The 21,112-nt window shown below is 44.8% G+C and carries 15 protein-coding genes; 9 read left to right on the top strand and 6 right to left on the bottom strand.

Annotated features, from left to right (window positions below; all coding sequences use genetic code 11):
* The 3 genes from RH46_RS19730 to RH46_RS19720 all read left to right on the top strand — a co-directional run.
* The coding region (locus RH46_RS19730) for a YaaW family protein (protein WP_006881295.1) at positions 1-749 on the top strand (749 nt) is incomplete at its 5' end.
* A 575-nt stretch (positions 750-1,324) separates the two neighbouring features.
* Entirely contained in the window at positions 1,325-2,851 is a 1,527-nt protein-coding gene (locus tag RH46_RS19725) for a KAP family P-loop NTPase fold protein (RefSeq protein ID WP_006881294.1), read from the top strand.
* Positions 2,844-3,956: a hypothetical protein gene (locus tag RH46_RS19720; RefSeq protein WP_006881293.1), complete on the top strand. Its 1,113-nt coding sequence runs from the start codon at positions 2,844-2,846 to the stop codon at positions 3,954-3,956. The genes RH46_RS19725 and RH46_RS19720 overlap by 8 nt, the downstream gene beginning before the upstream one ends.
* Positions 3,957-3,986: 30 nt before the next feature.
* Here the strand turns inward: RH46_RS19720 and RH46_RS19715 are convergent, their stop codons facing one another.
* From RH46_RS19715 to gloA, 3 genes are all read right to left on the bottom strand, one after another.
* The gene (locus RH46_RS19715; RefSeq protein WP_006881292.1) at positions 3,987-5,309 is read right to left on the bottom strand and encodes a tyrosine-type recombinase/integrase; all 1,323 of its coding nucleotides are present in this window, start codon (positions 5,307-5,309) and stop codon (positions 3,987-3,989) included.
* A 370-nt stretch (positions 5,310-5,679) separates the two neighbouring features.
* Positions 5,680-6,780, bottom strand: coding sequence for an alkene reductase (locus RH46_RS19710; protein WP_006881291.1), 1,101 nt, complete (start codon positions 6,778-6,780; stop codon positions 5,680-5,682).
* Between the two features lie 11 nt (positions 6,781-6,791).
* Positions 6,792-7,178, bottom strand: a complete 387-nt coding sequence (gene gloA / locus RH46_RS19705) for a lactoylglutathione lyase (RefSeq protein ID WP_006881290.1) — start codon at positions 7,176-7,178, stop codon at positions 6,792-6,794.
* 236 nt (positions 7,179-7,414) lie between these two features.
* Between gloA and RH46_RS19700 the strand changes: the two genes are divergently transcribed.
* Positions 7,415-7,954 (top strand): redoxin domain-containing protein, encoded by a 540-nt coding sequence (locus RH46_RS19700; protein WP_006881289.1) that lies wholly within the window; start codon positions 7,415-7,417, stop codon positions 7,952-7,954.
* A 60-nt stretch (positions 7,955-8,014) separates the two neighbouring features.
* On the opposite strand, the gene RH46_RS21650 is transcribed toward RH46_RS19700, so the two are convergent.
* Positions 8,015-9,244 (bottom strand): Lcl C-terminal domain-containing protein, encoded by a 1,230-nt coding sequence (locus RH46_RS21650; RefSeq protein ID WP_006881288.1) that lies wholly within the window; start codon positions 9,242-9,244, stop codon positions 8,015-8,017.
* A 244-nt stretch (positions 9,245-9,488) separates the two neighbouring features.
* Here RH46_RS21650 and RH46_RS19685 point away from each other — a divergent pair, with 244 nt between their 5' ends.
* On the top strand, positions 9,489-10,100 hold the full coding sequence (locus RH46_RS19685) for a DUF2913 family protein (protein WP_006881287.1): 612 nt from the start codon (positions 9,489-9,491) through the stop codon (positions 10,098-10,100).
* 35 nt (positions 10,101-10,135) lie between these two features.
* Here RH46_RS19685 and RH46_RS19680 read toward each other — a convergent pair whose 3' ends face one another.
* Positions 10,136-12,133 carry a methyl-accepting chemotaxis protein gene (locus RH46_RS19680; protein WP_006881286.1) on the bottom strand — a complete coding sequence of 666 codons (1,998 nt, stop codon included), beginning with the start codon at positions 12,131-12,133 and terminating at the stop codon, positions 10,136-10,138.
* Positions 12,134-12,585: 452 nt separating this feature from the next.
* On the opposite strand from RH46_RS19680, the gene RH46_RS19675 reads away from it, so the two are divergent.
* The gene (locus RH46_RS19675) at positions 12,586-14,049 is read left to right on the top strand and encodes a protein adenylyltransferase SelO (RefSeq protein WP_006881285.1); all 1,464 of its coding nucleotides are present in this window, start codon (positions 12,586-12,588) and stop codon (positions 14,047-14,049) included.
* Here RH46_RS19675 and RH46_RS19670 read toward each other — a convergent pair.
* Complete coding sequence (locus RH46_RS19670) at positions 14,046-17,165, bottom strand: response regulator (protein WP_006881284.1); 3,120 nt, start codon at positions 17,163-17,165, stop codon at positions 14,046-14,048. The genes RH46_RS19675 and RH46_RS19670 overlap by 4 nt on opposite strands.
* A gap of 321 nt (positions 17,166-17,486) precedes the next feature.
* Here RH46_RS19670 and RH46_RS19665 point away from each other — a divergent pair, with 321 nt between their 5' ends.
* The 3 genes from RH46_RS19665 (at position 17,487) to RH46_RS19655 (ending at position 21,050) form a co-directional block, all read left to right on the top strand.
* Entirely contained in the window at positions 17,487-18,209 is a 723-nt protein-coding gene (locus RH46_RS19665) for a response regulator (RefSeq protein WP_006881283.1), read from the top strand.
* Positions 18,199-19,659: an ATP-binding protein gene (locus RH46_RS19660; RefSeq protein WP_006881282.1), complete on the top strand. Its 1,461-nt coding sequence runs from the start codon at positions 18,199-18,201 to the stop codon at positions 19,657-19,659. The genes RH46_RS19665 and RH46_RS19660 overlap by 11 nt, the downstream gene beginning before the upstream one ends.
* Before the next feature lie 143 nt (positions 19,660-19,802).
* On the top strand, positions 19,803-21,050 hold the full coding sequence (locus RH46_RS19655) for an ABC transporter substrate-binding protein (RefSeq protein WP_006881281.1): 1,248 nt from the start codon (positions 19,803-19,805) through the stop codon (positions 21,048-21,050).
* The last annotated feature ends 62 nt before the right edge of the window (positions 21,051-21,112 follow it).

The raw sequence follows: 21,112 nt of genomic DNA, 5'->3' as shown, positions 1-21,112 counted from the left end.
ATAGGCATGACAATGACTTGGAATTCTTACGAAACTTGAAATCGGAAGATTTAGAAGATCTTGTTTATTGTATTACCCATGATAAAGATGGTGAAGTTCGGTTTACTGAGGAGCTAACCACCTCTGATACGTATAAGAAAAATCATCCAGATCATGCTAGGTATTGGGATCTTATTGCTGCCGAAATCCAACATTTTGGTGGTAACTCCTTCGCAAATATGTTTCGTGGTGGGAAAGGGGTCGAATACAAAGAAGTTTTGATGGATGTATGTGACAAAATGAAGGTCAATTACAATAAGTACTCTAGTGTAGACAAGATAGAAAATAACCTTCTAATGAAAATTCTTACCGATGCGCTTGAGAAAATGAGCTCTGAAGAATTAAGTGAGTTAGCTCAGTCTGTGGGTGTGAAAAATACAAGCGGAGTAACTCCAGAAATAATGGTGGGTACATTTCAAGCGGTATTTCGTGCTGGAGGTTTTAAGTCCTACCAATTAACAGTAATTGTTGTCAATGCTGTTTTAAAAGCGCTTATAGGTCGCGGGCTAAGCTTTGCTGGTGGCGCCGCATTGACTAGAACAATGGCAATTTTGACAGGCCCGATTGGTTGGGTGATCACGGGATTATGGACAGCTGTCGATATCGCGGGTCCCGCGTATCGAGTTACTATACCTGCAGTGATTCAGGTTGCGGCACTACGTCAAAAACATATGTACGCGAGCCAAGCAGAGGAAGTTGAATTTAGTTAGTCCTCTAGTTCAGCATTCTAAAATGTTCTCAGCGGATAAGAGCTTGATCCTTATCGTCAGGTTTCTATTCGCTGATATAAGTATGGGTGGTTGGCGCCATCTCTATCCATACCATATGTAGTATAACGATTATCTTCCTCATACAGGCAGCGAAAGTAATTCTTTTGGCTTTCCAGCGCTGAGTAGTTGCTCCTCTATGGTATCAAGGTACTTTTTCTAATGTGTGTAAGTCATTTACTGTGGTTCCACAAAACGATTTCTGTCCAACATTGATCAAGTTGCCTCAATTCTACTCCATTCATTATTAGATTCTTTATTCAATTTGTCTCTTATTAGCTGAGTTTGCCCTGCTCAAACACATTTGGTTGAGCTGGCTAAAGAGCCTTGATCGACGCACTTTGCATGATATAGAGAATGTTACAATTACACTCAACCGCATAGCTCTCTAAATTTTATGCCATTAGTTGACTAAGCAAGTTAGTCGGCGTACACATAGGAGATTTCATCGAGATGGTGGTATCAATCTCGGGGAAAGGAAACGAACGACTTGAATATAGACGGGTTTATAAAAGCGAATGCCAGAATCAATAATAGAGTTCAATTGGAAAGAGCCAACACCAGACAAAAAGTTTCCAGCGGATACGTTAGATAGAGCAAGGTATGCATCCTTTCTTCACAACTATCTAATTAATAATTCCATTGAGGGTGGTTATGTCCTAAACCTAAACGCTAAATGGGGAGCGGGTAAAACCTACTTTATCAACCGATGGATAGAAAGTATTAAGGTTAGTCATCCCGTGGTTTATATCGATGCGTGGAAGCAAGACTATTCCGATGACCCAATGCTAACAGTTGTATCTTCATTAATCGGGTCGCTGGGGGGACACCTACCTAAAGAAAATCAGCGCATAGCAAAGATTTCTGAGAAGTCAGCAAGGTTTATTAAAGCGTTGGCACCTGTACTAATGAAAGGAGTTGTAAAGAAAGCTACAGGCGTGAACCTTGACGATATTTCGCTTGATGCAGATGACTCATTGTCTCCACCCAAAACAGTAGAAACCGACGGTGAGCAGAAAGGGAGTGGTACTTCTGACATTGTTGCGGACTCCGCTAGTACGTTAGCGAAATGCATGATCGACGATCACAACGCCAAACTACAATCGGTTGAGCATCTGCGGAATGAAATAAGCCAGTTAGTGGAGGCTATAACTAAACCAAATACCGACTTATCAACACCAACATTTGTATTTATCGATGAGTTAGACCGCTGTCGACCAAGCTATGCAGTTGAGATGTTGGAAGTAGTGAAGCACTTCTTCGAGTTGGACAGCATCGTATTTGTTATTGCGACGGACACCGAGCAACTACAACATGCTGTTAAAGCGGTTTATGGTGAGGGATTTGACGCTCAGACATATTTGGGACGTTTCTTCCGCCGTCGTTACTCTCTGACTGAGCTTTCAAGGTATGAGTTTGTGCAGCAGATGGTTGAGGGTAAGGTTACCTATAATTCTCAATGGCAAAAACACGTTCCATCGATTAACCAATTGTCCGATTTAACGAGCGTTATTTCGATAGTCGCCGATCGTTTTAGGCTTTCGCTAAGGGATACGGCACAGCTTGTAGACAAGTTTTTGTCTGTACTGAGCAATGCCAATAAGACCATGAATCCATATCTACTGCTAATCTTGTTTGTACTAAGGGAGAAGCACTACTTCTTATACGAAAAGTGGATGGAGGAAACATATAAAAACAAGGACTTCGGGCAGGATATTAGTAATCTCGGTTACAACACTGGCTCATTCCCAATGTCTTTTGAGAGAACTGATGAAGGTTTTCTTCCGGGAGAGCGTGTGACTCCTAACGGAATGGTGGTTCGTTTTCCCCTGCAAAGCATCCTAAATGACATGCACAAATTCTGTTCTCCTTGGAAAAATCGAGAGAAAACAGACTTTATTAACCAACTGGCTAGGCAGTCAGAACAGAATGCAGCTTGGGAGCATCGGGTTAAGTGTCACATGCAGGAGGTGTTAGTGGAGCTCTCTGCAAGCAAAGCGGATTACAAAAACTGGGTAGAATTGGCGGTGTCATTCGATGAATAATATTAAGTCTACTGAGGCAAATGATAGGACAAGTTTATTTCGTTCAACGAATGTTCAAGCCATAATCAAACGCTTTTTAAACAATACTAAAGATAATCCAGCAGCAGGAGGCAGGGAGCGCGTTCGTCTAGACATCGTTAGAGCTATAGTTGGATTGATCATCCGTAATCCTGATGATTGGGACGAGAACTGCCCTTTTAATATTGAACATCGGGGCAATAGTTTTATCGAGGACTTACGTTCTTTTAGTTATGAAGACCCTAAAGCTTTCTTATCTATTTACACGGACTCAGTGCGTTTCTTGCTGGAGTACGATTTTTTAACCGATGCTAGTAGACAAGGTGAACATGAGATTGCACCCCTCATTAGCAAAATAACAGAGGATTATGGTTCACTGGAAGTAAGTTCTGATGATAGATGGCAACTACACTATGCCTTTAATATCATGCCCGGAAACATTCTAAAAAAATTTCTTGCTAACAATAACATCAAGTCAGCGGTCGACTTCAAAGAGCGACTGGATGATGCGGAGAGGTTAAAGAAAGAGTGGGATGCTGAGTTAGAAACGAAAGAAAAAACCGTTGGTGAACTGAGTGGGAAGTTAAACACTCTAAAAACCGCGTACAACTTCGTTGGCTTATACCAAGGATTTGACAAGCTTTCTGAGGATAAGAAAACTGAGCAAAAATGGCTATTTTGGTCACTCGTTGGTATGGCAATCTTGATACTGACTCCTTTAGTTCTGGAGTTTTGGGCGCTTACCTTTGGTGAAGCTGCTAAAACATTCGATGGCTTAGGTAGTTTGGTCAGGTTAATGCCTCTAGTATCTATCGAAGTAATTCTGATTTATTTCTTCAGAATTATTCTGATGAATTACCGCTCTGTAAAAACACAGGTCATGCAAATAGAACTACGTAAGACTTTGTGCTCATTCATACAGGGTTACGCCGAATACGCAAAAGGAATTAAAGAGAAAGATTCTGACTTGCTAGACAGGTTTGAAAACCTTATTTTCAGCGGAATCATATCGGACTCCGAGAAACTGCCTAGCACCTTCGACGGTTTAGAGCAGTTGGGAAATATGATTAAGAACATTAAGAAATAAAATCATAAGGAAATAGGTTTCGCTACAGAACTAGTTGTTGAAACGGGAATGACTCAGCTCCTTCGACAAGAATTCCAACAATTGCTGCTTATCTTCTGGATTTAATGAAGATATCTCTTGCTTGAGCTTATCTAAGTCACTACTTTCTTGACCACCAAGCATATAGTTGGTGGTCTGTTCTAGCTCTTGTCTAACAATATCTACCGACAGGTGCGCATATACATCCGATGTAATGCTTACATTGGAGTGACCTAGTAATTTGCTGGTGGCTTGCAGCGAACCTCCAGAACTAACCTGATAAGTGGCTAAGGTACGCCTTAGATCATGTACTTGAAGGTTTTTCTCTGGATCTGAGTTATACAGTCCAGCACGTTCGGTTATTCGTCTCCAAAAGCCCCCCTTACCGCTTTTATCTGTTATGTGACCCGATTGACTTCGTCTGCTAGGAAATACGAACTCTTCGCCTCGAGGAGACGATTTTGCGCGCCTTTCCAGTATCGCCATGGCTTCCGAGGTAAGCGGCACTACGTGGGGCTTCTTGCTTTTGATTTTTGATGTTGGAATAGACCATGTTTGGTTTTCCCTATTGATCTCCCTCCACTCCATAGAAAGAACCGTCGCCTTGCGTTGTCCGGTGAGTAGAAGTAGCAACACACAGTCTTGGTAAACTTCTTGTTCTTGGTCGAGGGACTTAAACAATCGTTGTAGCTCTTCGGGGCTTAGCGTTCTCTGCCTACGATGATAAGACTCGTCAATTTTCTTCAGAGTACCAAACGGATTTGTCGGGACATCAGCTCTATTGAACATTGACTTGAGCAGGGTAAGGGTGTGGTTGTGTAAGCTGTATCCTTTCTCAGATAGGATTCGATTAAGGAGCTGCTTGGCATCAGCCTTGGTGAAGTTGTCGATAGGGGTATTGCCAACTTTTGCCTTTAAGTGCAGTCGATAAAGGGTTTTACTGCTGGTTAGGCTAGACTCTCTCCTTTTGCCAGCTTTGATATCTAACTTGAACAACTCTTCATATATGGTGAACAGGTCATTAAATGTATCTGCGTTTCGCTTTTTGCGCTTTTCTACGTTTGGATTTATACCACCAGCTATCTGTTGGGCTATGTCGCGCGCATGGCTTCTAGCTAACTCAACGGTAATCTCTGGGAATTTGCCAATGGTGACTTTGACGTTGCGACCGTTAACCTTTTGCACATATCGGAATGTTTTGTCTCCAGATGGAGTAACATCTAACCCCAGTCCGCGAACACTGTTTGTACCACCGATATCTGCATATCTGGTGCGTTTTTTGGGTAATTCGAGATTCTCTAACATGCGTTTTGTGAAGTTAATTCCCGATACCATAATAACTTAACCTCGATTCTGGTGGTGCCGTGGTGGTGCCGATGGGGTGAAATTAGGTTAATTTTAGGCTATTTTGGTTAAATTATCCATATGACTAAAGTTTAATTAACTAGTTGAATATAAAAGATAATATGGCTCAATTAAGCATGGTTAAGTAAGGTTGAAATTGTGGTCTAATTCCTACAGGGCGTGCCATTTATTCTGAAAGCCCCGATAACTCAAAGAGTTGTCGGGGCTTTTGCGTTTCTGTGGTTCTGTAGTGGTGTGGCCGTTGGTGCAATTGCAAAAAAAGGCTAACACTGGGGGGCGTGTTAGCCTTTTGCTTAGTAAGCTGAGTTGAAGAGAGGTAACCTCATCGACTTAGCCAGTTTTAGACCGCTTGATACTCAGGGTAGTCAAGCAGACCTTTTTCATTACCGCCAAATAGCGTTGCTGGATCGTGCGCAGCGAGTGGATAGCCGTTTCTAATGCGATTTGGCAGATCCGGGTTGGCGATAAATGGGCGACCAAATCCAATCATATCTGCCAGTCCACCCTCAAGCGCTTTGGCTGCTTTGTCTGTATCGTAGCGTCCGGCGTAAATAATCACGCCCTGGTACGCTTCACGTACTGCTTGTTTAAACCTTACCGGTGTATCCGGAGCATCATCCCAGTCTACTTCGGCAATGTGCATGTAAACCACATTCAGTTTGTTAAGCAGAGCTGCCGCTGCGGTGTAGGTTTCCACCGGAGTGTTATCTACTGTTCCATTAAGCGAGGTAAATGGAGCCAGTCGAACACCTACACGGTCTGCACCGATTGCGTCAGACATAGCTTCAACCACTTCACCTAAGAAACGCAGGCGGTTTTCAATACTGCCACCATATTCGTCGCTGCGGTTGTTTGCTTGTGAGTCGATGAATTGATTAATTAGGTAGCCGTTGGCTGCATGTAGCTCGATACCATCAAAACCAGCTTCAATCGCGTTTAGCGCCGCCTGACGATATTCGCCAATGACGTGTTCGATATCTTGTTTGGTCATCGCACGTGGCTCAACGACATCGACAAAGCCAGGCTCATCGGAGCCGTTGTCGATAAATACTTTTACGTTCTCCGCTTTAAGCGCCGACGAAGAAATAGGTTGCTCGCCACCAATGTTGTCAGGGTGAGTGACACGACCAACATGCCATAGCTGAGCAAAGATGGCGCCACCTTTAGCATGTACTGCATCTGTGACTTTCTTCCAGCCAGCAATTTGCTCCTGGCTGTAGATCCCCGGTGTCCAGGCGTAACCCTGACCCATAGGCGAAATCTGAGTTCCTTCAGCGACGATCAAACCTGCACTCGCGCGCTGGGCGTAATATTGAGCCATCATTTCGTTGGCGATATTACCCGGTTGACTGGCACGCGAACGAGTCATTGGCGGCATTACGATTCGGTTAGCCAGTGTTAGCTGACCAAGTTGAATGGTTTGAAACATGGAATCTTTCATCACAATACCTATTACTTGCTAGTTTGAATCAGTTCGATTTGGTAACCGTCAGGGTCAGTGACAAAAGCGATATGCGTGCTGCCGCCCTTCATTGGCCCTGGCTCACGGGTAATGTTGCCGCCAAGTTGTTTGATTTTGTCACAGGCTGCGTAAATATCTTCACTCCCTAATGCCAAATGGCCGAAAGCGTTACCCAGCTCATAGCTGTCCGTATCCCAGTTATGAGTCAATTCGATGGTTGATCTTTCTGGATGCTCAGGGTTACCGACGAACACGAGCGTGTAGCGGTATTCAGGGTTTTCGAAACGATCCAAGACGCTCATACCCAGAACCTTGGTATAAAACTCGATCGATTTATCAAGGTCTGTCACTCGAATCATAGTGTGAAGAAGTTTCATATTGCTCTCGAAGTTGTGGTTTGGCCCAGCATTTAAAGCGTGAGCAGGAAGTGAGCTCAGAATAGAGTGTTTGTTTTTAAAAAAGAAATTATCATAAATTATCAATTGCATAATGTTCTGTTATTACACTTAAGTAATACGTTTGATTGAATTCGTTCGCTGCGCGTTTGCATTCACTAGGCTTTTTGCTTAACTGGATCAAGGCGTAGCGATAACTCATCATTAGGAGAGATGGAATGGGACATTCAGTAAAGTTGAAAGCAGGGGAGGCGTTTCCAAATATAAGCGCGACTCGTTTAGATAACACCACGGTAGAGATCGCTAAGCCGCAAGAAGGAATGACCTGGCAAGCTGTCTTTGTTTACCGAGGCAAACATTGCCCGCTATGCACAAAGTATCTGAATGAACTAGAAAGTTACCAGCAGGCATTTGCTGATGCGGGCGTGGGCATTATTGCTGTTAGTGGAGACTCGAAAGCGCAATTGATGGAGCACCTTGAAAAGCTGGATATCTCATTTCCCATCGCGTTTGGATTAACTCAGTCGCAAATGCAGCTACTAGGGCTGTATATTTCTGAGCCACGTTCTGAACAGGAGACAGATCATAACTTTGCTGAACCAGGATTGTTTATCGTCAATGAGCAGGGCGCTCTGCACGTGGTGGACATTTCGAATAATCCATTTGTACGTCCGGAGTTGGGTGCATTAAGTCGGGGTCTGGCCTGGATTCGAGATCCGAGTAATAACTACCCAATACGCGGTACTCTGGAATACTAAACTGAACAGTCACAAGTTATGGCGGTGATTGTAACCTCAGAGCACCGCCTGAAGCTTACCTTAGTCATCAGATGTAAGATAACCGCTGTCGTATTGCAGCCACATTAATCCGGTTGCGTTGTCAGTGATGGTACCATCTGAGTTATCAACAAAAGTTGAAGATTGATAGTCAGCGCTTCCGCGAACATATCGAGCATAGAGCAGCTTATCACTGCCACTGGCTCCATCGTATGTGCCGTATCCTTTTATTCTTCCGTCGACAAAGTTAACGCCAAACACGGTGTCATCACCGTCCATTGTGGTGCTAACGTACTCGGAGCTACTCCATGTCTGAGCATCAATGACCCTTTCTCCACTGTCTGTATCGCCATAAGGTTGATCGAAGTAGCTAGTATCGATGAATTTCTCTGTTGTACAGTCATCTGCTGAGCCAGTGCACGAGGTAGCATCTTCACCTGAAAATAGAATAAGTGAATACAGCTCTTTGATCGTAGGCAGTCGCCAGTCAGTGTAACCACCGAGGGTTGAAGCAGCAGCGCCACTCAATGCGTCGCTATAACTCACTTTAGAACCCATATCTTTTTGCCACATTAACCCGGTGTTATTGTCTTCTGTTACATCGCTACTGCTTGCTGAATAAGAGGGTTGAGTTCCAGCGTAATCCGAGTCCTCACCAAAGGTAGATGTGGTACTGGTTGTCTGATTTGTATCGACAATGATATAGGAAGGAGTAGACACAGTACTATCATCCCTGACGCATCGGACATGGTTTTCAATCCTGATCGCGTCACCTTGGGGACCGTGGCCTTCAGGGTAGTCACTGGCGTCCCCTGTTTTTGGGTCGCTTCTTTGTGCGCCTGCTCCGTGGACATCTTTCCATTCTCCATCCATATAGCCAAGAGCTCTACCAAACGCGATATAGGCGGCATTGGCGGTTGAACCCGAATCGGACAGGTGGGTAGTGCTACTCCAATAATAAGGGTAATCAGTCTGACCTTCTTCATTGATGATTTCGGTCGAGAAAAATACTGGGTCAATAGCCGCTGAGCCACTAGTGTCAGGCGAGCGGGAGTAATCGACGATGCTATGCAGTTCTTTAATGTTCGGTAGTCGCCAATCGCTATAGTCAGCGTAATCCAGAGATTGACAAAAGTTGATGGCAGACTCCCAATTCAATGCACCAGCCGTTTGTGATAACTGGCTGTCGGTTACTGAATCAGAATCGCCACCGTTGCAGCCGCTGAGTAAACAAATAAATAGTATTGATAGACGGTCTCTGTGACTATTCATCCTGTAATTCCCACTTATAACTGAGTGTATAAGTAGCAATGTTACTGACGAAATGTGCAGTAAGTGTGGAGATAGGTGAACTGGTTTGCTTTAGTTTATAGCGTGACACATCACGTCAAAGTGAGTCTATTTCAACCGATTTAATATGCTCTCTGTACATAAGCTGTGCTTTTCGGTAGCATGTCGCTCCTCTAACGTTTCCGTTTTAGTCTAGTTCAAACTGAGTACCCATCTTTAGTTAAAAATGCGCAGTATCCATACTAAAATTAAACCTGAGTTTGAGCCGCTATTAGCTGAACTCGCTCTTCACGCTTTGCTGCATTTGCGCACTAACCATTCTGCTTTGGCTTTGACTCGAAAATCTCGTTCTGATGTTAACGATATTCTCTCGGCATGGTTGAATAAGGCGGCAAACAGTAAGAAATACAAGCCGTTTAAGAAGAAAGTTCGTTCGTTGGTCAGTCATGCCCGAGCGCAGCGCCTTGATATGGAAGCCTTGCTCGGAAATCTACTGACGCCGGTTGAAGGGGATGAACTACCTCATCTGGATAGCTTTTTATTGTTGGTTAATACCTTAGAAAGGGAACTGAACACTACGGTACTGGTGTCGAGCCCACAAAAGGTCGACCTTAAGCATAATCCTAAAGGCTGTTTACTGTGCGTGCTATCAACGGATCTAAACGCTCACTTTAATAATCGTAACCGTCTGGTTGCGGATATATCAATGTTGTTCCGTGGTACGCATGGCGAGAAGCATACCTTTATGCGCACCATCTATTCCTCCTCTCTGTTTGAACACAAAGTAGAGTTTGAAGACGGTGACTTTGTACGTATCTCATTGAGTTTACAGAAATAAAAAAAGTGGCACTTGGCCACTTTTTTATACTTGCTTTAAGCGAGTTTAAACTCCTGCAACTGCTCGTTGACTTCGTTAACCTCTTCCCGGTAACTGGTTACAATCTCATTCATTGTGTCGGCAAGGTGGCCGGTCGTCTGGGCAATTTCAGTCAACACATCGACATCCTTATCCACGGCTTCACTTGCTTTAGATTGTTCAACCGTAGAGTTAGCAATGGTGGTGATATGCTCGTTAACGGTTTCAATCAAAGCTTCAAGCTGAGATACACTGCTGTTTACCTCAGAGACAGAGTTGAATGTTGAGTCAGTGGCTTCACGACTCTTATGCATGTTGCTTACTGCGGTTTGGGTGTTATTGGTAATGTTACCCAGCAGCTGAGAGATATGTTCCGTCGCTTCTTTGCTTCGCTGGGCAAGGTCTCTCACTTCAGATGATACTACCGCAAAGCCGCGACCATGCTCACCGGCACGCGCTGCCTCGATCGCTGCGTTAAGCGCGAGCAAGTTGGTTTGTTCGGAAATGCCATTGATGGTTTCGACAATCTTGCTGACACTTTGTGCATCTTGCTCAAGCTGCAACATACAGGTTTGAGTCTGCTCTATCTGGTCAACCAGAGCCTGAACAATGTCATAGGAAGACTGACTTTGTTGCTGGCAAGTCAGTACTTTATTGGTCATCTGTTCCGTTTCTTCAAGCGCGCGTTCAGAAGAAGCGGCAATTTCGAGGCTCGACTGCGAAAGTTCAGTCATCGCGGTTGCGATATTGCTACATTTATCGGCGGTGGCGCGACTACTGTCACCAAGGTCATCTGCGCCTTGAACCATTTGTGCCAGCCTTTCATTACTGTGGCTGTTGCTGTCCGTCACGCGTAGTAACAGGTTCTTGATGCTGGCGACTAAGCCATTAACGCTGACAGAGATTTGCGACAGTTCGTTTTTGCCATCAGCATTGAGAACCACACTGAGGTTATTGGTATCAGACATATGTGCCAACTCAGAGGTAAGCTCTCCAACTCGACTTTTCAGGCTGCTTAGACTCACGATGAGGCCACCAATCAGCACAACGCCCAAACAAAGGGTTGTTGCAATCATAATACTCATTTGCCACATCGCAGCATTGGCTTGTTCAGTTACTATCGTAGTCATTTGCTCTACCAGACTATTACGAATCTTGTTGACGAGTTTGATTCGTTCAGTCGCAGCGCCAAACCAAGACAGAGCCGAAGGACCTTGCAGATTTGCCAGACTGTCTTTCTGGGCAAGGTATTTGTCCTGAATCTCTTCTACCTGCTTCCAGATTGGATTTTGTTTAGCGTTATCAAACTGTACTAAGTACTCTCTAGGCATGGTCAACGTTGCTAGTCGTTCACTGTACTTGCCTGAGTTAAGGTAGTTTTCAATCGCGGTGTACTGACCTGGAGAAGATTGCTTTCTGGCAAATGCACCGTTAAGCGCGCCGCGGACCTGTCCTGCTCTCTCTTTAATCGTCATGATCGAGGTTAACGAGTTACCCAACTTGGTGGTTTCCGCATTGGTGACCCCTGATACCAATAGCGAAGCATTATCGATCGCGAGTTGGTTCAGGTTAGAGTAGTAGGCGAAAGGGGATCTTTGTGGTGCTAGTTGGTCAACCTGACTACGAATATCGTTGATTTGAGATAGCTCAGAAAGGATAGTTTGCTTAAGTTTGGTGGCTAAATCAGTCGAGATATAGTGTGGGTTGAATGCCTTAAAAGCAGCAATGTGTTGATCTGCAATGGTTCGTTGAGCTTTGAGTTTAGCAACCTGCTCGGCGGCCCCTTTACTGCCAAGAACACCAGCAGTTAAGCCACGCTCCACGGCAAGATTGTGGGCAAGATTATCGTATAGCAACGTGAGTTGGATGATCTCTTTATCTGTATTAGCCTGTTCCACGGTGTTTTTCTGGCTGAGTGAAAGCTCTACAGCCATCATTAGTGCAAGGATAAGTGGAATACCTGCTAAAACAGTAAATATATGATGAAGCGAGAATTTTTTTAAAAATATCGTCATCAAAGCCTCCTGACAGTATACATCATTTTTTTGTTCAACTAAGTGTATACGAACGGCGTACACTTTTTAGTGATTTACCCCCTATTGTTCTAATTATCCATAGTGGCTTTATGGATAATTCAGAAAATGGATGGTTGTCATAAAAATTTAATCTTTGTATGCATTGTGCATAGCGTGAAATTTCATCATATTGTAATGACTATGTAACAAAAGAGAGAGTGGCCTATGCAGCATCAAGAAATGATTCATCCTTCCAACTTTGGCGTCATCAGCCGTACCTGCCTATTTTCGTTAATCGGAATTGTTTGCGTCTTTAGTATCCTTTAGTTTAGTGGTAAGCCTTGGTTGCTAAGTGATCACTTACTTCATAGATTTCTAAATCAAGGCGCCTCTAGATCCCACCTGATGGCTGTGCTAGTTTCACAGAGACTTATACTGTTAATGGTTTGTATATGTTTTCGCCGTCAATGTTTTCTCACCGCTATGCTGCACAGCCTGCCGTTTTTTACACCAAGGTTGTTCCTCAACCGTTAGACAACACACGTTGGGTGGTTTGGAACAGTCATTTTGCTAACCAGTTTGGACTACCTCAACAGGCTCCAGATGGTGAATTGAAACGCTTATTAACTGGCGAGAAGAGTCTGGAAAATACACCCCTGGCGATGAAATATGCGGGACATCAATTTGGTGTCTACAACCCTGATTTGGGCGATGGGCGTGGATTGCTAATCGGGGAATTAACCAATCATCGTGACGAGATATTTGACCTTCATCTTAAAGGTTGCGGTGTAACACCCTATTCGAGAGCGGGAGATGGGCGGGCAGTATTACGCTCAACGATCCGTGAATACCTTTGTAGTGAAGCGATGGCAGGTTTGGGTATACCAACTACGCGAGCATTGGGCATGTTAGTCAGTGATACGCTTGTCTATCGAGATAAAAGCGAGCAGGGCGCGCTGTTACTGCGCATGTCACCGACTCATATCCGTTTTGGTCACTTTGAACACTTCTTCTATAGCGAGCAATTTGACGAATTGAAGCTGCTTGCAGACAAGGTGATAGAGTGGCACTTCTCTTCGGCTTTGGATAGTGAACAGCCTTATCAGGCGATGTTTGAACAGGTTATTGAGCGCACTGCCGAAATGATCGCCTACTGGCAAGCGTATGGTTTTACTCACGGGGTAATGAATACCGATAATATGTCGATTATTGGTGAGACATTTGATTATGGTCCATTTGCCTTTTTAGATGACTACAACCCTGACTACGTATGTAATCACTCCGATTATCAACGGCGTTATGCTTTCAACCAACAGCCGCGAATTGCGCTGTGGAATTTAACCGCCTTAGCTCATAGCCTGTCGTCGTTGATTTGCAGAGAGATGCTGGAACAAATCTTAGCGCGTTTTGAGCCTTGTCTGGGTCACCACTTTAGTCGTTTAATGCGTGCAAAGTTAGGGATCAACAGTCAGCAACAGAGCGATACGCGCCTGTTTAGCACTATGTTTGATTTGCTGCATAAACAGCAGATTGATTACACGCGTTTTTTACGTGAGCTCTCTTCAATTGATATTGATGGAATTGACAGAGTGCTGGATCTGTTTGCTGACCGACAGCTCGCAACCCAGTGGCTGACTCACTACCTTGAGCGTTGTCAGCAAGAGTTAACCGCTAGCGGAGAAGTGATTTCTGACCGACAACGATGTGAGGCTATGCGCAGGGTTAACCCAAAGTTCATTTTGCGAAACTATCTTGCACAGATAGCGATTGACCAGGCAGAGCAGGGTGATTTCAGTGAAGTGCAAAGGTTGTCAGATCTGCTCAAATACCCGTTTGATGAACAGCCTGAAATGAGCAAATATGCCGACTTACCGCCTGCTTGGGGCAAAGATATGTCGCTCAGTTGTTCTTCCTAGTGTTGTTCACTCCAGACAGACAATTTCTTTTTGAGTAAATCCCGATTGACGGGTTTGGTCAGAAAGTCATTCATGCCCGCTTTTTTACAGGCGTTACGGTCACTTTCCATCGCATTCGCGGTTAACGCTATAATAGGAATGTTTTTGACTTGGTCACCGCTGGCGCCACTTCGTATCCGGTGGGTTGCTTCATACCCGTCCATCACCGGCATTTGACAGTCCATCAAAACAATATCGTAATTAGCATCTCCAGACAGTACCTCGATAGCCTCTTTACCATTCTCGGCAATGGTACTTTGCAACCCTAGTTTCTGTAAGATGCCGGTTATTACGATCTGATTGACCCGATTATCTTCGACGACGAGTAACTTAAGCTCTGAATCCAATAACACCTCTGGCTCTTTCTCTGGCGCCATCGCAGAGATTAAGTTATGGGTCACGAGCTTATGACCTGGTGAAAAGTCTGGGCTGGCAATCACTTTTAAGGCATTGAACAGATCGTGCGTAGTCGCCGGTTTAACGAAGTAACCGCTAAAGCCAAGTTTTTGGAACTCGTTTTGTTGAGAGATCGATTCGATGGAAGTCATCATGATGAGTTTTATCGTTTTGGTAGCAAGGTGCTGCTGAAATTTTTTAGATAACTCTATACCGTCAACATCAGGCATCTGCATGTCAACAAAGGCGATATCGAACATGGGTAACTGATCATCATACCTGCGCTGACATAATTCCATAGCTTCTGCAGCAGATGGTGCCGCTATCGCTTTCGCTCCCCAGTACTGCATCTGGCGAACAATGGCTTCGCAGTTAATCGCATTGTCATCAATGACCAAGATTTCCAGCTGCGAAATATCGATGCTTGGAATGACTTGGGTTGCCTGATTAGACTTGCCGACAAATATGTGAAAAGAGAACTCACTGCCCATACCGACTTCACTGGTGACATCGACGTCACCATGCATGATTTGACAGAGCTTTTTGACTATCGCAAGCCCAAGCCCGGTGCCACCGTAGCGTCTCGTGGTGGAAGCATCAACCTGACTAAACTTATCAAACAGAGAGTTAATCCTACTTGAGGGGATACCGATACCTGAGTCTTTAATACTCCCATCAAGTCGCCAAGTGTTTGCATCATGTTCGCTGAGCTTAGCGGTAATCACAACCTCGCCACGTTCGGTAAACTTGAGCGCATTGCTGACCAGATTGGCAAAAATCTGTCTGATTCTGGTGCTGTCACCGAGCACCATTGAGTGTTCAACCTCTATTGTATCGAGAATGATTTCGACATTAGGATTGGTTAAGCTTGCCGCCATCGATTCGGCAAACTCGCCCAGCATATGCCTGAGATTAAAATGTTGCTGCTCCAGTTCGAGCTTATTAGCGTCGATCTTAGAAAAGTCGAGAATGTCATTGAGTAGCGCCAGCAGTGATAAGGCGCTGCTATGAGCAAGATAGGCCTGATGGGACTGCGAGTTATTGAGGTCGTTTTCCAGCAAAAGGTCGAGCATGCCAATAATACCGTTCATCGGTGTACGAATCTCGTGACTCATCACGGCAAGAAATTCACTTTTCGATTTGGCAGCCTGTTCAGCCTGTTCTTTGGCCGTGATTAAGGCCAATTCAGCTTGTTTCTGGATTGAGATATCCTTGATTAAGCCTGAAAACAGTATCCCATCGGCGGTTTCTACCCGAGCTATCGAGAGCAAAATAGGGAAGGTATGCCCCTGTTTATTGATCGCCTGAAGTTCTCGTCCCAGACGGCCATCCTGATCGGTAACACCAATTATTTTCCCTTTCCCTGTTGCAAGGTATTTTTCGATATGTCCCTGATGTCTGGCGGCTTCAGTTGCAGGCATAAGAACTTCTACCGGCATGCCTATTGCTTCCTGTTCGGTGTAACCAAACATCATTTGTGCGGCTTGGTTAAAGCTGAGAATCCTGCCTTGCTTGTCTATGGTAACAATACCGTCAGCAGCCGTATCTAAGATTGCCTCGAGCTTTTGGCTGAGTAAGGTCTGTGTTTGTTCCGACTGACGCTTTAGGTCGATCTCTTCATCGAGTCGCTGTAGAGAGATGGTGTTGTTTTGTAATTGTTGTAACAGTTGATTTATCGCCGTGACAATAGAGTTCATCTCTCGATTGTTCGATTTGGGCAACCGATGAGTTTCTCCCTCAGAGCTGAGGGATAAAATATGTTTAGTAAGAGAATCGATTGGCTTAATGATAGAGGCTCTAAGGGTAAACCACATAGAAAATGTCAACAGAGCTGCGGCAATGGCAAAAATTATCATCATGGCCTGCTTAATATCGTCGAGACCTTTCAATGCTGTTGCTGCATTAAACGTCACCGTGATCAGGTAGTTAGCCTGACTAAAGAACATATTTTTGCTGGCGTCTAGCGTAGCAATATTTGGTGGGACTCTTCCTACCGATGCCTGAGAATATTTACTGACGTCATCGGTAACCGCGATTTGGGAAATCGGGTAATGGGCGGTTTCTAGGCGCGCATACGCGGTGTTGAGCAGTTCAAGCATACTTGCTTGCCAGTCAAACGAGAGTAGAGCCCAGCCGATAACTTTGTCGTCCGCAATGATTGGGCTAACGAACCATTGTGAAACCAGAGTCTCTGTTGGCTTGTTGAGAAAGGGGTCCGGACTCGGTGTGCTAATCACTGTTTCGCGGGTAAATAGTGGCGATAGACGATCGTTGTCAAACACGCCTGACTTCAGCCATCGTTGGCCGTCAAATTGATGATTAAGATAGTCGGTACTGGACACAGAGAAGATATCGCCATCGATATCGATGATGAAGATGTAGTTGATAAACTGGCTGGTTGTTATCGAGTCATCGAGTAGTTGAGTAATTCCCTGATTATCGTCTGATTGTAAAGCCTTGATGATATTGCGATTTTTTGCATTGAGTGTCACAAGTGATGCCATTGTCTGGTTATAACCGTCAATGATCCCTTCCGTTAATTCCAACGAACCACTGAGTTGCTGGTGCAATTTGTCTTTGAGAACCCGCTCCGAAAAACCGACGATATAGCTCCCCGTCCCAGCGAAGATAACCAGAGTTAAAACAATGATAATTAGCAGTAACTTGCGAGTTAGGGTCATCACCAAATTAGTAACCTGTGCTATTGGACTGCAAGGAAAAGGGAGGTGAAAACAACAGTAATGAAGCTAACGAGAAGTGAAAATCGATAGATTTTCTCGCCATTGTTTTCATCATAAGCCTAGCCGTAAAAAGAGTTTTTTATTGTTTTAGCTTAGACCCAAAGTTGTATATTAGGAGATTCAACTGTACGATTTTTGTTAATAAGATGTGATGTGAGTCCGCAAGGGGTTCAAATTCTAAGTAATATCTTATAAGAGCATCAATAAGATGTGATTACACTGCACTTTAATTAATTTGGCTTAGTAATAGGTAGTAGGTATATGTCAGCTAAAATTCTCGTAGTCGATGATGATCAAGAGATTTGTGAATTGTTGGAAGAATACCTGACTAAGCAAGGTTATCAGGTTGATGCTGTTAACGACGGTGAGCAGATGAAAGCGACTCTTGAGCAACAGGGGTATCCTGATCTGATTCTTCTCGATGTTATGCTGCCTGGTGATGATGGCTTCACCTTATGTCAGCAAGTGCGCCGTCACTCTTCAGTCCCGATTATCATGCTGACCGCTGTTTCGGATGATACTGACCAAATCATTGGTCTCGAAATCGGCGCCGATGACTATATCGCTAAGCCATTTAATCCTCGTCATCTCAACGCGCGAATTAAAGCTGTGTTACGTCGAGTGAATGTGTCCGAAGAGTTGCCGGCTAGTGCGACTGCCAAGACGATAGTGTTTGGCGATTGGCAACTGGATCCTTTAGCTCATCGAATTACCCACCTGGAAACCCAACAATCGCACGACTTATCGGGTAGTGACTTTGCATTGTTGATGCTGTTCCTCAAACGCCCTAATGAAGTATTGGATCGCGATACTATCTCGTTTGCTACTCGTGGCAGAGAAGCGTTGCCGTTCGAACGTGGAATCGATGTTCAGTTGAGCCGTCTGCGTCAAAGGTTAGGCGATAGTGCTCGCTTTCCTCATTACATTAAGACCATGCGTGGCAACGGATATATTCTCGCGGTACCTGTGAGTTATGAGCAATAAAGTTATCTCCTGGTTACGCCAATTCAAGCCTAACTCTCTGGTTAGTCGCACACTTGGTCTGACACTCTTAGCGGTAGTGCTGGCTCAGGGTGTCGCTACAACCATCTGGTATGCCGAGTCGAAACAGAAGGAATTAGCAGGTATTCGCGATGCGTCAGAAAGCATGGCGAATATGTTTGCATCCACGGTTAACTTCTTTCAGTCACTACCAGTCAGATATCGACATATAGTATTGGATCAGATTCGTAATATGGGCGGAACACGCTTTTTCGTCTCTTTTAACAAAGAGCGATTAATTGTCGAGCCGATTGAGGATACGCCATTAAAGCTGGCGTCGCTTAACTCAATCGAAAGTGTCTTGGCTAAAAAGTTGCCTAAGGTGGAGTCGATAGAGGTCGATTTTTCCCACCCAGACAATCTGCGTCTGCTAAAGAATGATATCTATCTGCACGATTTACCTAAGTCATGGGCACATCACACCCTAACGCTTAATCCCATAGATCCACCTATCCTAGTGGTGCAAATTGAGCTCGCCACCCACGAGTGGGTCTATATTGCGGCCTTGTTACCAGCACCTTACGTTACCCTTGATGATACTTTGATTGGCCGCGAGCAAGTGCTGTTTCTGATCTTCTCGACCACTATTTTACTGCTGCTGACTTATTTGCTAGTCCGTCGGCAGGTTAAACCGCTCAAGCGATTGGCCAAGGCTGCCAACGAAATGAGTATGGATATCGATCAGGCTCCGATTAAGGAAGAGGGGGCAAGTGAGCTGGTGACGGCCACTCGTGCTTTCAATCGCATGCAGCAAAGGATTCGACGTTATGTCTCGGATAGAGAACATCTTTTTTCTGCTATCTCCCATGACCTGAAAACCCCGATTACCCGCTTAAGGTTAAGAGCGGAGCTGCTAGAAAGCGATGTAAAGCGCAATAAGTTCAATCGCGACCTTGATGAACTGGAGATGATGGTTAAAGGTGCGCTGCAATGTGTGCGTGATACCGATTTGCACGAGAACAACGCCTATATCGATCTCAACGAAATGATTTTGAGCGTGGTTGAGCCGTTTAATCAGCATCAACAGACGGTTAAGTTTACTCCTTGCGAGATGGAGCCGATTGTCGCTAAGCCATTAGCGATTAAGCGAGTGATTAGTAACCTGGTTGATAATGCCGTTAAGTATGGTCAAAGCGCTGAAATAGAGATTATTACTAACCCTGACTGGATCAGTGTGGTTATCGAAGATCAGGGGCCGGGTATTCCACAAGATAAGTTAGAGGCGGTTTTTGAACCTTACTTCAGGCTGGCGGATGATGACAACGGCCATGGTTTAGGGCTTGGGATCTGCCGCAATATCCTCCACGGACATGGCGGAGATCTCATTATTGATAACTTGCCACGAAAAGGTTTGCGCGCGCAAATCTATATCCCACCGACCTTAGAGGTCTAATGTAACATTGTTGTTACATTGCCTTTACCGTTTGTTTCAATCTAAAAATTCTAATTGGATAGACTCTCAATAGTACAAGCAAGAACGCTTGGGGTCATTGAGCTGTTGGCCTGAATGTCTAATCCAATACATGGAAGATAATAATGAAACTTAATAAAACCCTACTTACCCTTTCTCTCTTGTCTGCTGCTAACGTTGCAAATGCTGGCGAAGTTGAAGTACTTCACTGGTGGACTGCGGGCGGCGAGGCAAAATCTGCGGCGGTTCTTAAAGAGATGCTAGAAGAGCAGAACCATACTTGGAAAGATTTCGCGGTAGCTGGTGGCGGCGGTGAATCTGCGATGACTGTATTGAAAACGCGTGCAGTGTCAGGTAATCCACCATCTGCAGCTCAGATTAAAGGTCATGACATTCAGGAGTGGGGCGGCCTTGGTTTCCTAACGTCTCTTGATAGCACTGGTCAGCAGGAAAAGTGGGATGACATCCTACCTTCAGTGGTTACTAAGGTAATGAAGTTCGATGGCGAGTATGTTGCTGTGCCAGTCAACGTGCACCGTGTGAACTGGATTTGGGCTAACCCTGAAGTACTTAAGAAGTCGGGCGTAGAACTACCAACGACTCTGGATGAGTTCTTCGTTGCTGCAGACAAGATCAAAGCCGCGGGTTATGTACCTCTGGCACACGGTGGTCAGCCTTGGCAGGACGCGACAGTATTTGAAGCGGTTGCACTTGATGTACTTGGCAGTGAAGACTACAACAAAGCATTTGTTGACCTGGATATGAGTGTTCTTTCGGGCGACAAAATGGTTGAGGTATTCACTAAATTCAAGAAGATTCGTGACTACATCGATTCAAACTCTCCGGGTCGTGACTGGAACGTAGCAACATCTATGGTTATCAATGGTGAAGCGGCGATGCAAATCATGGGTGACTGGGCAAAAGGTGAATTTACTGCAGCAGGCAAAGTACCAGGCAAAGACTACATCTGTGCGCCGGCTCCGGGTACTGATGGCCAGTTTACCTTCAACATTGATAGCTTCGCTTTCTTCGAGCTAAGCAACAAAGACAACCAAAAAGCGCAGCAAGATCTTGCTCGTACCATCCTGACTAAAGATTTCCAGGAAGTATTCAACCTCAACAAAGGTTCGATTCCGGTTCGTCTAGATATGGATATGTCGAAATTTGACCAGTGTGCACTGGATTCAATGGCAACCTTCAAAGCAAGTGCTAAGTCTGGTGACCTGGTGCCAAGTATGGCTCACGGTCTATCGACTACCAGCTATGCGCAAGGTGCTATCTATGACGTAGTAACAAACTTCTTCAATGATGACAGCGCGGATCCAAAGCAAGCAGCTCAAAAACTTGCTAAGGCCGTTAAAGCAGCAATTTAAACTTCGCTAGTTTAAGTACACCCCCAAAGGGCAGGCAGGCTTGTGGGGAGCCTGTCTGCCCT

The sequence above is a fragment of the Vibrio brasiliensis LMG 20546 genome (assembly GCF_000189255.1).
Lineage (GTDB): Bacteria > Pseudomonadota > Gammaproteobacteria > Enterobacterales > Vibrionaceae > Vibrio > Vibrio brasiliensis.
This window is presented reverse-complemented; position numbering and strand designations above follow the sequence as displayed.

Coding starts and splice junctions, on each gene's coding strand:
- RH46_RS19725 (WP_006881294.1), top strand. CDS start 1,325: ATGCCAGAATCAATAATAGAGTTCAATTGGAAAGAGCCAACACCAGAC.
- RH46_RS19675 (WP_006881285.1), top strand. CDS start 12,586: ATGTTTTCGCCGTCAATGTTTTCTCACCGCTATGCTGCACAGCCTGCC.
- RH46_RS19680 (WP_006881286.1), bottom strand. CDS start 12,133: ATGACGATATTTTTAAAAAAATTCTCGCTTCATCATATATTTACTGTT.
- RH46_RS19685 (WP_006881287.1), top strand. CDS start 9,489: ATGCGCAGTATCCATACTAAAATTAAACCTGAGTTTGAGCCGCTATTA.
- gloA (WP_006881290.1), bottom strand. CDS start 7,178: ATGAAACTTCTTCACACTATGATTCGAGTGACAGACCTTGATAAATCG.
- RH46_RS21650 (WP_006881288.1), bottom strand. CDS start 9,244: ATGAATAGTCACAGAGACCGTCTATCAATACTATTTATTTGTTTACTC.
- RH46_RS19720 (WP_006881293.1), top strand. CDS start 2,844: ATGAATAATATTAAGTCTACTGAGGCAAATGATAGGACAAGTTTATTT.
- RH46_RS19700 (WP_006881289.1), top strand. CDS start 7,415: ATGGGACATTCAGTAAAGTTGAAAGCAGGGGAGGCGTTTCCAAATATA.
- RH46_RS19660 (WP_006881282.1), top strand. CDS start 18,199: ATGAGCAATAAAGTTATCTCCTGGTTACGCCAATTCAAGCCTAACTCT.
- RH46_RS19670 (WP_006881284.1), bottom strand. CDS start 17,165: ATGACCCTAACTCGCAAGTTACTGCTAATTATCATTGTTTTAACTCTG.
- RH46_RS19655 (WP_006881281.1), top strand. CDS start 19,803: ATGAAACTTAATAAAACCCTACTTACCCTTTCTCTCTTGTCTGCTGCT.
- RH46_RS19710 (WP_006881291.1), bottom strand. CDS start 6,780: ATGAAAGATTCCATGTTTCAAACCATTCAACTTGGTCAGCTAACACTG.
- RH46_RS19665 (WP_006881283.1), top strand. CDS start 17,487: ATGTCAGCTAAAATTCTCGTAGTCGATGATGATCAAGAGATTTGTGAA.
- RH46_RS19715 (WP_006881292.1), bottom strand. CDS start 5,309: ATGGTATCGGGAATTAACTTCACAAAACGCATGTTAGAGAATCTCGAA.